Below are 15,832 nucleotides of genomic sequence, written 5' to 3' on the forward strand. Positions count from 1 at the left end.
ACCAATCAGGATAGATCACAGTTCTTTCTGTGCCGATCTACAAAGTCGTCATATTAAGACTCGATTACCACTTTATGTGAATCTTGGCTTTTTGTGGGATCCAGGTTCTGCGATGAAAGATGATCGTTACCGTGTGGTTTGGCTTCAATCTTCATCAGCAGCACAGGAATCGCCATTGCGGCCATCAACCAGAACAGATTCGCTCCCCACAGACCATACAACCAGCCACTTAATGCCGTCATTAAGGCCATGAACGCCCCTAAAGGCAAAGCATTATACAGTGCCTGCAGTGCGACCATTTGGTTACTTTTGGCATGCTGAATATAACGAATAGCCGCTAAATGAGCAGCAGCAAACGTAATACCGTGCATCGCTTGCGCGACCACCAATAAAGGTAGCTCGGTCATCGTTGCCGTTACTCCCCAGCGTAGTAACACCCCCATCGCCGCCAAGCGGAACATACCGCTGACACTCCAACCGGCAAAAATACGCTTACTCAGGGCAAATACCCCAACCTCAGCCACCACACTGAAGCTCCACAAGTAACCAATGATCGCTTCGCTATAACCCACATCTTTCCAGTAAATCGCACTAAAACTGTAATAAGCGGCATGACTGCCCTGCAATAGGGCAACAATTAATAGAAAACGCATCACACTGCTGTCTTTCAGCATATCCATTAACGCCGGGCGCGGTAGATCATGGTGCTCATCTTCACGTGGTGCAATCGCGGGTGTACGCATCGACAGCACTAACGCAACCACTAATCCTGAGATCGCCACCCAAGGGATCACATTTACACCGTATTCAGCCGCCAGAATACCAACAACCGTCGACCCTGCAATAAAGGCAATCGACCCCCATAAGCGAGTGCGGCCATAGTCTAAGTGACCGTCTTTGGCGTAATGATTCGCTAATGTATCCGAAATAGGAATAACCGGACCTGCGGCCAGGTTAAATAAAATGGTCACCGCAGTAAGGGCCCACAAACTGCCACCACAGAAGATGTATAGAACACATGCGAGCAGCCCAGCCAAAGTAAACCAACGCAATGCCGGAATTAAATGATCGACTTTATGAATACGCGGAGTCAGCATTAAGTTAGCTAAACAACGTACCCCAAAACCCAGTCCTAATAACAAGCCAATATCAGAAGCATCGACCCCTAAATGGGCGAACCATAACGCCCAAAATGGTAGATAGACACCATAAGTGAAGAAAAAACCCAACATATATTGCGAGGTCCAGCCATAAGGACTACTACGAAACATGCCCATTCCTAAATGCATAACGAGGAGAAAGTGCCGACATTATGCCCAATAGGAACCCACAAGCCTATGGATTAATCAGACAAATCAGCCAGCCCGTCTTCATGAGCCAGAATGAGATGACAGCGACTATATCCAAACCACCTTAAAATACAGAATTCAGCGGGAATTGAGGTGGTTTGGGTATAGACTAAAGTCGTCTGGAGCTTGTCAGCAACTTGAGCAACACTGTCTGTAGGAACAAACAGCCTGCGCGACGGGGAGTAAGATGCCTGACAAGTTAGACACTTCACTGACACCATTTGATCGCCTTTATCCTGAGCAGCAACAAGTACTGAAAGATGCGCTGGATGTGGCTTATTTTCGGATCGGCGAAAAAATAATCCAAGCCGGAGAAACCTGCAGCCAGTTATTCATCATAATCAAAGGCGGTGTCGAGGAGATCTCCACAGACGGCAAGGAAACTTATGCCCACTATGCCAGTGACGATATGTTCGATGTCCGGGCTCAGCTTGAAAGTGAAAGCCGTCATAACTATATCGCGCTGGAAGATACCCTTTGCTACCTGCTGCCCAGAGAGATTTTCGTCAACTTTTACCAGTCTAATGCTCAATTTGCAGCTTATTTCGATACCAACCTCGCACGTCGTCAGGATCTGATTGAAGAAGCACAGCGTCAGCAGAACCTGGCCGAGTTTATTCTTACCAAAATCAATGACGATAACATTCAACCTTGCCTGATGGTGCCACATGACACCAGTCTAAAAGCCGTCACGGAAAAAATGCGCGCACAGGGTTTCGATGCCGCTTTGGTTGAACTCAATCCTACCCCGCAATACGGCATTGTTACCCGCACAGATTTGCTCCACGCCGTTATGCTGGAACAGCAACCTTCTGATACCGCCGTCAGCCAGGTAACCACCACACCGGTGATCAGTGTTAATAAAGGTGACTTTCTGTTTAATGCCATGATTGCCATGACCCGGCATAAGGTGAAGCGGGTACAGGTACTGGACAACGGACAGGTCGTCGGCATGCTGGATCTGACTCAGGTACTGAGTTTGTTCTCGACCCACTCCCATGTGCTGACGTTGCGCATTGCCCGTGCCGAAAGTATTGAAGAGTTATCCCTCGCCGCCAGCAGTCAGCAGCGGCTGGTAGAGACCCTGTTTAACAACGGTATTCATACTCTGTTTGTGATGGAGCTGATCGCCACCGTCAACGAACAGATCATCGAAAAAGCCTTTCAGCTGACTGTACCGGCAGATATGCACAACCTCTGTTGCCTGATGGTCATGGGATCTGAAGGACGGGGAGAGCAGATCCTGAAAACCGATCAAGATAATGCCTTAATCATCCAGGATGGCGTTGACTGGCCGGATTGCCCGCGAGTAATGGAACAACTGACCCAAACATTACAACAACTGGGTTATCCGCTCTGTCCAGGCAAAGTCATGGTCAACAATCCCAAGTGGGTTAAAACACAGGGTGAGTGGTTACACACCATCAGCCAGTGCTGCCAGCAGGGAACAGAAGCCAGCATGATGGATCTGGCGATTCTGGCTGATAGTCATGCGGTTGCCGGCAACCAGGCTTTACTGGCTCCACTGCAAATCCACCAGCATCAGCAGCTGGCAGAAAAAGAATTGTTACTGTCGACCTTCACCCGTCCGGCACTCAGGTTCAGTGTCCCCCTCACCTTATTTGGCAAGATCAAATCCGGCAAACAAGGTGTCGATATTAAGCGCGGCGGTATCTTTCCCATTGTACACGGCGTTCGTGCTTTGGCGCTGGAATGCGCCATCGAAGACAACAATACCTTCGAACGCATCAACCGGCTGGAACAGCACAAAGTGCTGGAACCCGTTACGGCATCGAATTTAAGTGAAGCCTTAAAGCTGTTCATTAAAATACGCCTGCGCCAGCAACTGAATCACCAAGCCGGCGGACAAAACCTGCCGCTGAATATCAGCTATCTCAGCCGTACCGAGCGTGACTTGATGCGCCATAGCCTTCATGTTGTGAAAAAATTTAAAGAGTGGCTCGGCTATCACTATCAGATCAAAGACTAGGGAGCGAGATCCGAGAAACTAGAAACTAGAAACTAGAAACTAGAGACTAGAGACTAGAGACTAGAAACTAGAACCTCGGCACTCAAAACAACCATATGAATGTATTAAGACGTTACTGGTATCAGCGTAAGTTAAAGCAAAGCCCCTACCATGATCTGTTCAATCGTTATCAGGGCGATGAACTGGTCTCACTCGATTGTGAAACCACCAGCTTAGATCCCCATAGCGCGGAATTAGTCACCATTGCGGCCACCCGAATAAAAGACAATCGAATATTAACCAGCCAGTCGATCCATTTAACCCTGCGCGCGCCAGCCAGCCTGAATGCTGACTCAGTGGCCATTCATCACATCCGCCACCAGGATTTACAAGCCGGGCTAGAAGAGCGCCAGGCCTTAACAACCTTACTGGATTTTATCGGTAACCGCCCTTTAGTGGGCTACCATATCCGTTATGACAAAACCATTCTGGATCGCTACTACCAGCGCCTGTTTGGCTTTGCGTTACCAAACAAAATGGTCGAAGTCAGCCACCTGTACCACGATCGCTTAGAGCGACTGTTGCCCAATGCCTACTATGACTTAAGCCTGGAAGCGATTAGTCGCCACCTTGGCCTGCCAATCCCCCAGCGCCATGACGCCCTGGAAGATACCATTACCGCGGCACTGATTTATGTCCGGCTTAAACACGGCGATATCCCTATGCTCAGATCGGCATAATACAAGCCTTGCCAAGTGCAAGGTTTTTAATGTAACTGCCATGTAACGCCCGCGTTCCCCGTCTGATCCTCCTCTCTCATCCTAAAGTCTAATTGTGGCAAATCCCAATCTGTCGGAAGTTAGTACCAACAGAGACAAAGGCTTACAACAAAATAATCTGGTCCATCTGAAGGACACCGACGGAAACACAAGGAGAATAGAATGAGTGAGGTTCATGTTTATCCAGTCAATCACAAGATTGCAGCTACCGCCCACGTGAATGATAAACAGTATCGTGAGATGTACCAGCAGTCTATTATCAACCCTGAAAGGTTCTGGCGTGAACAAGGCCAGATCGTCGACTGGATCAAGCCATTCACTAAAGTTAAAGACACCTCGTTTGATACGGGTCATGTCAAAGTTAACTGGTTTGAAGACGGAACTCTGAACGTTTCTGCTAACTGTCTTGACCGTCACCTGGCCACTCGCGGCGATCAGCCGGCAATTATCTGGGAAGGTGATGATCCGACCGATGATGCAACGTTTACCTACAACGAGCTTTTTGAGCAAGTCTGTAAATTCTCCAATGCGCTGAAAAGCCAGGGCGTACGTAAAGGTGATGTCGTTTGTCTTTACATGCCAATGGTCGCTGAAGCGGCTGTGGCAATGCTGGCCTGTACCCGAATTGGTGCCGTGCATACTATTGTATTCGGTGGTTTCTCTCCTGAAGCACTGGCGGGGCGTATTATTGATTCCAACGCCAAAGTGGTGATCACCGCAGATGAAGGCGTCCGTGCCGGTCGCGCCGTACCGCTGAAAAAGAACGTCGATGCCGCCTTGGCAAAAGACCATGTTACCAGTGTGGAAAAAGTCTTAGTACTGAAACGTACCGGTGGTGAGATCGAGTGGCACAGTGAACGTGATGTCTGGTGGCATGAAGCAACTGCGGTTGCTTCTACGCACTGTGAACCGGAAGAAATGAGTGCCGAAGATCCCCTTTTCATTTTATATACCTCAGGATCAACCGGCAAACCTAAAGGCGTACTGCATACCACCGGTGGCTACCTGGTCTACGCGACCATGACCTTCAAGTACGTCTTTGACTACCAAGAAGGTGAGATTTACTGGTGTACCGCGGATGTCGGCTGGATCACCGGCCACAGCTACCTGGTTTATGGGCCTTTGGCTAACGGGGCGACAACCCTGATGTTTGAAGGCGTCCCTAATTATCCATCTACCAGCCGCATGAGCGAAGTAGTTGATAAGCACAGTGTTAATATTCTTTATACGGCCCCAACCGCAATTCGTGCCCTGATGGCGAAAGGCGATCAGGCGATTACTGGCACCAGCCGCGAATCACTGCGCATCTTGGGATCGGTGGGTGAGCCGATTAACCCGGAAGCGTGGGAATGGTATCACCGCACTATCGGAAACTGCCACTGCCCGGTTGTCGATACCTGGTGGCAGACTGAAACCGGCGGTATTATGATCACCCCGCTTCCTGGGGCAACAGAACTGAAACCGGGCTCGGCCACACGTCCATTCTTCGGTGTCCAACCCGCGATCGTTGATAATATGGGTAACATCCTCGACGGTGCAGCAGAAGGTAACCTGGTCATGATTGATTCATGGCCCGGTCAGATGCGCACACTGTGGGGTGACCATGAGCGCTTTGAACAAACCTACTTCTCAACCTTCCAGGGTATGTACTTCTCTGGCGACGGTGCCCGTCGTGATGAAGACGGTTACTACTGGATCACCGGCCGGGTTGATGACGTACTGAACGTTTCCGGTCACCGTATGGGCACCGCAGAAATCGAATCGGCGCTGGTTGCTTTTGATAAAATTGCAGAAGCGGCGATTGTTGGGGTGCCGCACGACATTAAAGGCCAGGCAATCTACGCCTATATCACCTTAAATAACGGTGAGTACCCAAGCGCAGAGCTGCATAAAGAAGTGAAAGACTGGGTACGTAAAGAAATTGGGCCAATCGCAACGCCAGATTTCTTGCATTGGACTGATGCATTGCCAAAAACCCGTTCAGGTAAAATCATGCGCCGGATCTTACGCAAGATCGCAACCGGTGATACCGGCAGCCTGGGTGATACGTCGACCCTTGCCGATCCAAGTGTTGTCGATAAACTGATTGCCGAAAAGCAGACCGTTTTATAACACGGAAATACTGGTATAATACCAAGCCGCCGCAAGGCGGCTTTTTTTCGACTACAGTATTTAGACGCAGCAATGCTCGGACCACTCACCGCCAGATCTTCTACCTTGCTCGCGATAATGATGGTTTAAAGTCGCTACATTAGTAAATTATTTGTTTTTCAGCCAATAACAGCAGCTATATCACAGAAAAATGGCCGCACCATCCCCTTATAACGCTGAACTTACGATAAAAACAAACGTCTAACAAATCATCGCCGTATTCATACAGCTTACACTTGTGCGCACAAAACATCGGTGATTAGACCAGTATTTTGCTGCTATTTGCAGTGAATTCTCTATAATCATCCAACAAACAGGGTTTGGCAGTATAAATTTGGTCACAGGGAAACGACTTTGCAGGTTCCTGCGCGTTGTTAGAGTAAAACCTCAAAAACAAGTGAAAATACGTCAAGATGTCGACCGTTAAACGAATTTTACTTATTAATGGACCTAATCTAAATTTATTAGGTCTCAGAGAGCCCGGCCACTACGGCCATCAAACACTGGCTCAACTCGTTGCTGATTTAACGACTAAAGCAACGGATCTTGGTGTGACGTTAGATCACATTCAATCAAACGCAGAACATGAGTTGATTGATGCCATCCACCAGGCCCATGGCAATGTGGATTTTATCATCATCAATCCGGCAGCCTTCACCCATACCAGCATCGCGATCCGTGATGCATTGTTAGGTGTCGCGATTCCGTTTATTGAAGTGCACTTATCTAACGTTCATGCGCGAGAGCCTTTCCGTCATCACTCTTATCTGTCTGATAAAGCAGTCGGTGTGATTTGCGGTCTTGGCCCTGATGGTTATGAATTCGCCCTGAATGCAGCCGTACGACGCCTGCAATCAGAAAGCTAAATGAACAACATATTAAAGAGAAAGATAGATGGATATTCGTAAGATCAAAAAACTAATCGAACTGGTAGAAGAATCCGGTATTGCGGAACTGGAAATCTCTGAAGGTGAAGAGTCGGTACGCATCAGCCGTAATGTTCCTGCATCAGCAATGCCTGCACAGCAATTCATGACTGCACCTCAATTTGCAGCACCCGCTCAGGCAGCACCAGCAGAAGCGGCGGCTCCAGTAGCTCCTGCGGCACCAGCAGAACCTGCTGGCCATCAAGTTCTTTCTCCGATGGTGGGTTCTTTCTACCGTGCACCAAGCCCTGAAGCAAAAGCATTTGTGGAAGTAGGCCAGTCAGTGAACGTTGGTGACACGCTGTGTATCGTTGAAGCGATGAAAATGATGAACCAGATCCAATCTGATAAAGCGGGTGTGGTTGTCGCAATTCTTGCTGAAGATGGCGATGCAATCGAGTTCGACCAGCCTCTGGTTATCATCAAGTAACAGAGGCCTATTATGTTAGATAAATTAGTTATCGCTAACCGAGGCGAAATTGCGCTTCGTATTCTGCGTGCATGTAAAGAGCTTGGTATTAAGACGGTTGCTGTTCACTCAACAGCTGACCGCGATCTTAAACACGTTTTACTTGCAGATGAATCAATCTGTATCGGTCCGGCGAAAAGTACTGACAGCTACCTGAACATTCCTCGTATTATCAGTGCAGCAGAAATTACCGGTGCGGTTGCTATCCACCCGGGTTACGGTTTCCTCTCTGAAAATGCTGATTTTGCTGAGCAGGTAGAGCGTTCTGGCTTTATCTTTGTTGGCCCGAAAGCGGAAACCATCCGCATGATGGGTGATAAAGTGTCAGCGATTACTGCGATGAAAAAAGCAGGCGTTCCTTGTGTTCCTGGTTCTGATGGTCCACTTGATGATAACGAAGCGAAGAACAAGTCTTTCGCTAAACGTATCGGCTACCCGGTGATCATCAAAGCCTCTGGCGGCGGTGGCGGTCGTGGTATGCGTGTTGTTCGCTCTGAAGGCGAACTGACAGAAGCTATCGCGATGACCCGTGCAGAAGCTAAATCGTTCTTCAATAACGATGTGGTTTACATGGAGAAATTCCTTGAAAACCCTCGTCATATCGAAGTTCAGATCATGGCTGATGGTCAAGGTAATGCTATTCACTTAGGTGAGCGTGACTGTTCAATGCAGCGTCGCCACCAGAAAGTGGTTGAAGAAGCACCGGCACCGGGCATCACTGAAGAGATGCGCAAGTACATTGGTGAGCGTTGTACACGTGCATGTATCGAGATTAATTATCGCGGTGCGGGTACGTTTGAATTCCTTTACGAAAACGGCGAGTTCTATTTCATTGAAATGAACACCCGTATTCAGGTTGAGCATCCGGTAACGGAAATGGTAACAGGCGTTGATCTGATCAAAGAGCAGCTTCGTGTTGCTGCCGGTCAACCACTGTCATTCAGCCAAAGTGATATTAAGATCCATGGCCATGCTATCGAATGCCGTATCAATGCTGAAGATCCTGTTCGCTTCCTACCTTGCCCGGGTAAAATAGAACACTTCCATGCACCGGGTGGCATGGGGATCCGTTGGGAATCTCACATTTATGCCGGTTACACCGTACCGCCGCATTACGATTCAATGATCGGTAAGCTGATTGCGTATGGTGAGAACCGTGATGTGGCTATTTCACGTATGCGTAATGCGCTAGGTGAATCCATCATCGATGGTATTAAGACCAACATCCCGCTGCAGCAACAAATTATGGCCGATGAAAGCTTCCAGCATGGTGGCGCTAACATCCACTATCTTGAGAAGAAGCTTGGTCTGCAATAAGCAGCAAGAGCAATCACCAACATAAATAGTCTCAGGCTGCCTTCTGGCAGCCTTTTTTATTGATAATATCAACCTTTTACCTCTGGTATCCCTTCTCTCGACAACATCACCGCCCCCCCTTTTATTCCTCCTGTAAATTGACATGGTCGGTAGCACTGAGAAATAACTTTTGCCACAATACCCACCCTTTTTTTATTTGTATGAGCATTACTCACTTTCAACATGTTAGCCGAGTGATGCCCTGAACAACTGGAGACAGCAAGCATGAAGACGCTCTCTGCACGCTACCGTCAGGCCCATAGAGAGGCTAAATGGGCGGTAGGTCTAGCGTTAGCCTATTTTATCTGGTGGTATATCTCGGCCTATGCCTTCGCACCAACAGACGCCGCCAGCGCCCTTCCCGAACTCTATTTTGGTTTCCCACTCTGGTTCTTGCTGGCCTGTATTATTGGTCCGGTATTATTCACGGTGCTATGCGGCTTAATGGTCAAATTTATCTATCAGGATATGTCGCTGGACGTCGAGAAGGAGAATGATCATGAATAGCCAACTGCTTATCCCCCTGGTGATCTATTTACTGGCCGTGTTTGCCCTGGCCTTGATGACTCGCCGCCGCAGCCATTCAGCCAACGGCTTCCTCAGTGAATACCTGGTTGGTAACCGCAGCATGGGCGGCTTTGTACTGGCGATGACGCTGGCGGCAACCTATGCCAGTGCCAGCTCGTTTATAGGCGGTCCGGGAGCGGCCTATAAAATGGGATTAGGCTGGGTGCTGCTGGCCATGATCCAGCTGCCCGCCGCCTGGTTAACCTTAGGGGTACTCGGCAAAAAGTTTGCGATTGAAGCCCGTCTTCATAATGCCCTGACCTTAAACGACATTCTGTATGCCCGCTACAAAAACCGGGGGGTTGTTATTTTTGCGTCACTGGCGCTATTACTGGCCTTCTTCGGCACCATGGTGGTGCAGTTTGTCGGCGGGGCACGGCTGCTGCAAACCGTCACCGGACTGCCCTATTCGCAGGGGTTGATGATCTTTTCCATCACCGTCGGGCTCTACACCACCATCGGTGGCTTTCGCGCCGTGGTCATGACCGATACCATTCAGGGCATCATGATGATCATTGGTACCATCGCCTTGTTAGCCGGTATCGTCCATGCGGGGGGGAGCTTCGGCGAGCTGATCACCGAGTTGCACCAGATCGATCCGGCCCTTGTCACCCCGTTCGGCCCGGATAATTTTCTTAGCCAGCCATTCATGCTCAGTTTTTGGGTGCTGGTCTGCTTCGGGGTGATCGGTTTACCCCATGCCGCGGTACGCTGTATGTCATACAAAGACAGTGGTTCGCTGCATAAGGGGATGGTGATCAGTACCGCTATGGTGGCCTTCCTGATGCTGGGAATGCACCTGGCTGGGGCTCTGGGGCGCGCTATCGTGCCGGATATTGCCAGCCCGGATCAAATCATGCCGACCCTGATGGTGACAGTACTGCCACCTGTCGTGGCGGGGATCTTCCTTGCGGGGCCGATGGCCGCCATTATGTCGACTATCGACTCACAGCTGATCCAAGCTTCGGCGACCTTGCTAAAAGATCTGTATCTCAACTACATCAATCCTAAAGCAGCCCAAGGGCCGGAAGCAGAGAAGCGTCTGCCAAGGCTGTCACTCTGGATTACCGCCATTTTCTCCGCGCTGGTATTCGTGGCTGCCACCAATCCGCCGGATATGATCATCTGGCTCAACCTGCTGGCTTTTGGCGGTATGCAAGCCGTATTCTTGTGGCCGCTAGTACTGGGGCTGTATTGGCAAAAAGCCTCTGCTGCGGGTGCCTTTGCGTCTATGATCACCGGCCTGACTTGCTACATTGGTCTCTCGGTGATAAAGCCCGATTTAGCCGGCCTGCATGCCATCGTCCCGACCCTGGCTTTTGGTCTGATTGCGTTTGTGCTCGGCAGCTTAGCCAAGCCGGTAATGGCCATCGCACCGCAACAGTAGCCCCTCACCGTGCTTTTATTTCTGCCTCGTCAAAAGATAGCCCCTCGGTGCTATCTTTTTTATCGCTCACTAAACCAGCAGTGGTGATTCACACTCAATGGCTGTGGATTGGTGAAATTTCATGCTAAACTGCGCCCCCTATGTTTCAGTAGTAAAAAAAAATAAGCGAATTAACCATGCCTTGGATCCAAATAAAACTGAACGCAACCGCTGAAAATGCGGAAGCGATTGGCGATATGTTAATGGAAGAGACTGGCGCTCTATCTGCCACTTTCCTTGACGCACAAGACACACCAGTATTCGAGCCGATGCCCGGTGAAACCCGCCTGTGGGGTGATACTGATGTGATTGGTTTATACGATGCTGAAACCGACATGGATTTCGTGCTGAACATGCTAAAGAACAGCCCGCTGATTGCTGACGATTTTGCTTACAAAATCGAGCAGTTAGAAGACAAAGACTGGGAACGTGAGTGGATGGACAACTTCCACCCGATGCGTTTTGGTAGCCGTTTATGGATTTGCCCAAGCTGGCGTGAAGCACCAGAGCCTGACGCAGTCAACGTACTGCTAGACCCTGGCCTGGCATTTGGTACCGGTACCCACCCTACGACCTCGCTATGCCTGGAATGGCTGGACGGCCAGGATCTCACCGGTAAAACCGTGATCGATTTTGGCTGTGGCTCCGGTATCCTGGCGATTGCCGCTTTGAAACTGGGTGCTGCGAAAGTCATTGGTATCGACATCGATCCACAGGCGATTCTAGCGTCAAAAGATAATGCCGAGCGAAATGGCGTTGCCGACAAGCTAGAATTGTACTTACCGCAAAATCAACCTGAAGGTATTCAGGCTGATGTCGTCGTAGCTAATATTCTTGCGGGCCCGTTACGCGAACTGTCTCCGGTCATTAAAGGGCTCGTAAAACCCGGCGGCGATCTGGCGATCTCTGGCGTACTGGAAGTTCAGGCTGAAGACGTCTCCACTTACTACGCCGATGAACTAACATTAGATCCGGTTGTGGCGCGTGAAGAGTGGTGCCGTATTTCCGGCCACAAAGCGTAATTATCCGTAGATACGGTTTCGTTTCATCAATTTTTACTGTGCAATAAATCGCCAATTAATTGAAAATCATACTTTTTTGTTAATCAAAAACTAAATGCTCAATTATTGGCCTTTTCAGAATGGGAAAAAATGCGTAAAATGCGCGCCCTTACTGGCACAGTCAGGTACAGACGTTTGCAGATCGGTCCTTATCAACTTAACAACCAGCTGATAGTCGCGCCAATGGCGGGTGTGACCGATCGGCCATTTCGTGAACTTTGCCTGCGCTACGGCGCTGGCATGGCTGTGAGCGAGATGATGTCGTCAAATCCAGATTTATGGAAAACGTCTAAATCGCAGAATCGGATGGTTCATGAAGGAGAATCGGGGATTCGCTCGGTTCAAATTGCGGGAGCCGATCCGAAGCTGATGGCCGATGCTGCTCAATTTAGTGTTGAGAACGGTGCGCAAATCATCGATATCAACATGGGTTGCCCGGCGAAAAAGGTCAATAAACGATTGGCAGGTTCTGCACTGCTGCAATATCCCGCGTTAATCGAAGAGATCCTTCGTAGCGTGGTGAATGCCGTGGATGTTCCGGTGACGCTGAAAACGCGAACAGGCTGGGACTTAGACAACCGAAACTGTGTCAAGATTGCCCAACTCGCGGAACAATGCGGCATTCAGGCTTTGGCCCTTCACGGGCGCACGAAAACCTGTATGTACAAAGGTGACGCGGAATATGACTACATCAGAGCAGCTAAACAAGCAGTATCGATTCCGGTGATCGCTAACGGTGATATCGATTCACCGGAAAAGGCCCGCTTTGTACTCGATTACACGGGTGCAGATGCTTTGATGATTGGCCGGCCTGCACAAGGGCGGCCGTGGATTTTCCGAGAAATCCACCATTACTTAACAACCGGCGAATACCTGCCTGCCCCGTCTCTGGATGAGGTAAGTGGCATTATGCTGGGTCATGTTCAAGAACTTCACCGTTTCTACGGGGAGTATTTAGGGCTGCGCATTGCACGTAAACACGTGTCTTGGTACTTAAAAGAACATGCACCAGCTGGTGATTTCCGCCGGTCCTTCAACGCTATCGAGAACGCTCAAGAGCAAATCGATGCGCTGCAAGGCTACTTCGAAAACGTTGCATAAATACTAGAAGAGCTTACAGAATTATGTTCGAACAAAATCTGACTTCCGAAGCGTTAACAGTTACAACTGTAACTTCACAAGACCAAATCACACAGAAGCCACTTCGTGACTCTGTTAAAGCGTCACTAAAAAACTATCTGGCTCAATTGAATGGTCAGGAAGTCGACGATCTGTACGAGCTAGTGCTTGCAGAAGTTGAGCAACCACTACTGGATACTATCATGCAGTACACCCGTGGTAACCAGACTCGCGCAGCAACCATGATGGGTATCAACCGCGGTACGCTTCGTAAGAAGCTTAAAAAATACGGCATGAATTAATAGTCCCAGTCTAATTAATTGTTTTTAAAGGGCTTTTTGCGGAAGTAAAAAGCCTTTTTTATATCTAAACCCACAATCGCACCCACACAGTAAAAATCCACTCTCAAATTACCCACAAAATATTTCATGCGAAAATCCTAAAAACAATCTTTTCCAAATTGAGCCAAATGGTTAGGACATTAGGACAAACACAATAAAATCATAGCCTTAAAGTGTCCTAAGTTACGGCTTCCGTCCTAACCGGTTAGGACAAATTACCTAACAAGCTGAATTTATGCATTAAACCACAGACAGGAAAGACTAAATGTCGTTTTGATTATTTTAAATCAGGCGTGTCTGGTTGCTATACCGTCATCTAACATCACCAGCTAACAGCCACATTGGAAAGCATTTCTATCAGAGTTCAGAAATCTGTTTGCTACACATATCCAAACCAAACCGAATAGTAACCATAATCGGACCTAAAACGGCTTGTAGGCAAGGCTTTTAACTGGCTATCACCTATGAGGCTATTCAATATGTTTTCGCCTTAATACGGCTTATATTTGCGATTTAAAGCAAAAATAGAAAAAGGCGTTTCGCCTAGGTTTATGTGACTTAGGGCAAACCCGTTTCGGGTTGTTGGTATCAGGTTTGTGATTCAGACCTATAAATAATTGTAAATTCGATGAAAGAGGTTATTTCCCCATGATTAAACCTGTTTGGTTAGAAGACAGTTCTGAATCTAGTCAATCTTTTTGGTTCACTTCGGGAAATTCCGATCGTCGGTAACTTCGCCACTCAGCTTCGAGAAATACAAACTAGACGACTGACTATGCAGTTCATAACCAGCCTGCTGAGACGCTTTGGGACAAGACCTTGTTAGAGTTTTAACTTAATTCGATAAATTTCAAATTAACTAAAGTCAGTAACAGCTCCGGACTTTTTACCTGAAAATAGAGCACCGCCTCAACTCAGCTTGTTTGATGGCTAATAAACGATCTTTTTCATAAATTTTTCGACTTTAGTGCTGTTAGTTGAATATCGGTAGTCGGCAGATGAATGATGGTATGAGATTACATATGCCCGCAATCTCATATCTTGGACGTATAAAATGTCATACAACTCTAAACTAAAAAATGATGGTTTGCTGACTTGCTTAACGACATGCATTCTGATTTCTCCTGCTTTGCCGGCTCAGTCAGCAGCAGATGGTTCAGCTAAGGCAGACAGGGCTTCACGATATTCAGTCAGTGCGCTCGGAGGGGTGTAATACCTGTGGCTTGGTATAGCCCTATCACTACTTTAAAGGAAATCAAAATGACAGATAAAATAAACAGTGATATCGAGGAATCTGCAGATAACGGCGAAACTAAGGGAGGACTCTCGCGTCGTAGTTTTATCGCGTCGTCTGCCGGTACCGCAGCCCTAGCTGCAGGATCCATCGGTTTGATGGGCGCAGCCTCTTCAGCGAATGCCGCGGTATCTCCGCCAGAGCCTGAGTCTCCAGATACATCTATCCGTTGGAAAACCAAGAAAGGCGACCTATACAACGAGAAACTTGGCTACGGTGACGAAGACGTGACCGGTTACAAAGGGCGCTATGTATACGGTCCTACCGTGGGCATTCTACAACTGCCAGCGAATATTCCCATGCTGCCTGGTGATATGGGCAATCCAACCACCTTCGACTTTCCCGTCCTGTATGAATTGATTGAAGAAATTGACCCGTTCTGGGTTCTGGCTGCTGACCCTCATCCTGTGGTTATGAAAAAACTTATAGCTGCATGTAAACGACTTACTGTACAAGGTGTCACGACTATCATCGGTAATTGTGGTTTCTTTGCCAATTATCAACCTGAAGTATCCAAGTCACTTGACCCTGGCGTGCAGTTCTTCAACGGCTCACTAATGCAGGTGCCTATGTTGCTGAACAGTGTTGGTGCAAACAAGAAAGTAGGTGTTCTAACTGCAAATGCAGAGTTGTTGATCCCTTCTCCTGCTCTCAAAAACTCTGGCGTGTCGGAGAAGGACATGAGCCGAGTGGTGATTGTTGGAAACGAAAACGGAAAACAGATGAAGAGAATTACCGAAGAGACGGGTAGTTTTAACCCCAAAAAATTGGAACAGGAACTGGTTAAGCTGGCGGTAGATATGGTCAAAAAGCACCCCGATATTGGCGCGATAGTGCTCGAATGTACGGAGTTCCCCCCCTACGCTCATGCCATTCAAGATGCCACTCGTCGCAATGTATGGGATTTCGTAACCATGACCAATTTCATGCACGGAGGAGCTATGCGCAAACCCTATACAGGATGGATTGGTTAGGTTGGTTGCTCTGCATCGAGCAATTAAACGAATCCTCGTAGGGAGGCCCAT

13 protein-coding genes are annotated in these 15,832 nt (G+C 48.4%); 12 read left to right on the forward strand and 1 reads right to left on the reverse strand.

Annotated features, from left to right (window positions below):
- Nucleotides 1-53: 53 nt before the first annotated feature.
- Nucleotides 54-1,271 (reverse strand): 3-phenylpropionate MFS transporter, encoded by a 1,218-nt coding sequence (locus L4D76_RS06315; protein WP_428440070.1) that lies wholly within the window; start codon nucleotides 1,269-1,271, stop codon nucleotides 54-56.
- A 265-nt stretch (nucleotides 1,272-1,536) separates the two neighbouring features.
- Between L4D76_RS06315 and L4D76_RS06320 the strand changes: the two genes are divergently transcribed.
- The 12 genes from L4D76_RS06320 to L4D76_RS06375 all read left to right on the forward strand — a co-directional run bounded on the left by L4D76_RS06320 (nucleotide 1,537) and on the right by L4D76_RS06375 (nucleotide 15,781).
- On the forward strand, nucleotides 1,537-3,339 hold the full coding sequence (locus tag L4D76_RS06320; RefSeq protein ID WP_428440071.1) for a DUF294 nucleotidyltransferase-like domain-containing protein: 1,803 nt from the start codon (nucleotides 1,537-1,539) through the stop codon (nucleotides 3,337-3,339).
- A gap of 95 nt (nucleotides 3,340-3,434) precedes the next feature.
- A complete protein-coding gene (locus L4D76_RS06325) occupies nucleotides 3,435-4,058 on the forward strand; it encodes a 3'-5' exonuclease (protein WP_428440072.1) in 624 nt (207 codons plus the stop codon).
- A gap of 201 nt (nucleotides 4,059-4,259) precedes the next feature.
- A complete protein-coding gene (gene acs / locus L4D76_RS06330; protein ID WP_428440073.1) occupies nucleotides 4,260-6,209 on the forward strand; it encodes an acetate--CoA ligase in 1,950 nt (649 codons plus the stop codon).
- A 452-nt stretch (nucleotides 6,210-6,661) separates the two neighbouring features.
- Nucleotides 6,662-7,114 (forward strand): type II 3-dehydroquinate dehydratase, encoded by a 453-nt coding sequence (aroQ, locus tag L4D76_RS06335; protein ID WP_428440074.1) that lies wholly within the window; start codon nucleotides 6,662-6,664, stop codon nucleotides 7,112-7,114.
- Between the two features lie 28 nt (nucleotides 7,115-7,142).
- On the forward strand, nucleotides 7,143-7,604 hold the full coding sequence (accB, locus tag L4D76_RS06340; protein ID WP_428440075.1) for an acetyl-CoA carboxylase biotin carboxyl carrier protein: 462 nt from the start codon (nucleotides 7,143-7,145) through the stop codon (nucleotides 7,602-7,604).
- Between the two features lie 12 nt (nucleotides 7,605-7,616).
- Nucleotides 7,617-8,960 (forward strand): acetyl-CoA carboxylase biotin carboxylase subunit, encoded by a 1,344-nt coding sequence (gene accC / locus L4D76_RS06345; protein WP_428440076.1) that lies wholly within the window; start codon nucleotides 7,617-7,619, stop codon nucleotides 8,958-8,960.
- Nucleotides 8,961-9,224: 264 nt separating this feature from the next.
- Nucleotides 9,225-9,506: a YhdT family protein gene (locus tag L4D76_RS06350; RefSeq protein ID WP_428440077.1), complete on the forward strand. Its 282-nt coding sequence runs from the start codon at nucleotides 9,225-9,227 to the stop codon at nucleotides 9,504-9,506.
- Entirely contained in the window at nucleotides 9,499-10,953 is a 1,455-nt protein-coding gene (panF, locus tag L4D76_RS06355) for a sodium/pantothenate symporter (protein ID WP_428440078.1), read from the forward strand. The genes L4D76_RS06350 and panF overlap by 8 nt, the downstream gene beginning before the upstream one ends.
- A 176-nt stretch (nucleotides 10,954-11,129) precedes the next feature.
- A complete protein-coding gene (gene prmA / locus L4D76_RS06360) occupies nucleotides 11,130-12,014 on the forward strand; it encodes a 50S ribosomal protein L11 methyltransferase (RefSeq protein ID WP_428440079.1) in 885 nt (294 codons plus the stop codon).
- 174 nt (nucleotides 12,015-12,188) lie between these two features.
- Nucleotides 12,189-13,154 carry a tRNA dihydrouridine synthase DusB gene (gene dusB, locus L4D76_RS06365; RefSeq protein ID WP_428440124.1) on the forward strand — a complete coding sequence of 322 codons (966 nt, stop codon included), beginning with the start codon at nucleotides 12,189-12,191 and terminating at the stop codon, nucleotides 13,152-13,154.
- A 23-nt stretch (nucleotides 13,155-13,177) separates the two neighbouring features.
- Nucleotides 13,178-13,474 (forward strand): DNA-binding transcriptional regulator Fis, encoded by a 297-nt coding sequence (gene fis, locus L4D76_RS06370; protein ID WP_005372656.1) that lies wholly within the window; start codon nucleotides 13,178-13,180, stop codon nucleotides 13,472-13,474.
- Between the two features lie 1,257 nt (nucleotides 13,475-14,731).
- Nucleotides 14,732-15,781 (forward strand): aspartate/glutamate racemase family protein, encoded by a 1,050-nt coding sequence (locus L4D76_RS06375; RefSeq protein WP_428440080.1) that lies wholly within the window; start codon nucleotides 14,732-14,734, stop codon nucleotides 15,779-15,781.
- The last annotated feature ends 51 nt before the right edge of the window (nucleotides 15,782-15,832 follow it).

Origin of the sequence: Photobacterium sagamiensis (assembly GCF_050337085.1) — a bacterium.
In the GTDB taxonomy this organism is placed as follows: Bacteria; Pseudomonadota; Gammaproteobacteria; order Enterobacterales; family Vibrionaceae; genus Photobacterium; species Photobacterium sagamiensis.

Excerpts from the sequence above, each read along its gene's own strand:
- fis (WP_005372656.1), top strand. The coding sequence starts at position 13,178 with ATGTTCGAACAAAATCTGACTTCCGAAGCGTTAACAGTTACAACTGTA.
- accB (WP_428440075.1), top strand. The coding sequence starts at position 7,143 with ATGGATATTCGTAAGATCAAAAAACTAATCGAACTGGTAGAAGAATCC.
- L4D76_RS06325 (WP_428440072.1), top strand. The coding sequence starts at position 3,435 with ATGAATGTATTAAGACGTTACTGGTATCAGCGTAAGTTAAAGCAAAGC.
- acs (WP_428440073.1), top strand. The coding sequence starts at position 4,260 with ATGAGTGAGGTTCATGTTTATCCAGTCAATCACAAGATTGCAGCTACC.
- accC (WP_428440076.1), top strand. The coding sequence starts at position 7,617 with ATGTTAGATAAATTAGTTATCGCTAACCGAGGCGAAATTGCGCTTCGT.
- prmA (WP_428440079.1), top strand. The coding sequence starts at position 11,130 with ATGCCTTGGATCCAAATAAAACTGAACGCAACCGCTGAAAATGCGGAA.
- aroQ (WP_428440074.1), top strand. The coding sequence starts at position 6,662 with ATGTCGACCGTTAAACGAATTTTACTTATTAATGGACCTAATCTAAAT.
- L4D76_RS06320 (WP_428440071.1), top strand. The coding sequence starts at position 1,537 with ATGCCTGACAAGTTAGACACTTCACTGACACCATTTGATCGCCTTTAT.
- panF (WP_428440078.1), top strand. The coding sequence starts at position 9,499 with ATGAATAGCCAACTGCTTATCCCCCTGGTGATCTATTTACTGGCCGTG.
- L4D76_RS06315 (WP_428440070.1), bottom strand. The coding sequence starts at position 1,271 with ATGTTTCGTAGTAGTCCTTATGGCTGGACCTCGCAATATATGTTGGGT.
- L4D76_RS06350 (WP_428440077.1), top strand. The coding sequence starts at position 9,225 with ATGAAGACGCTCTCTGCACGCTACCGTCAGGCCCATAGAGAGGCTAAA.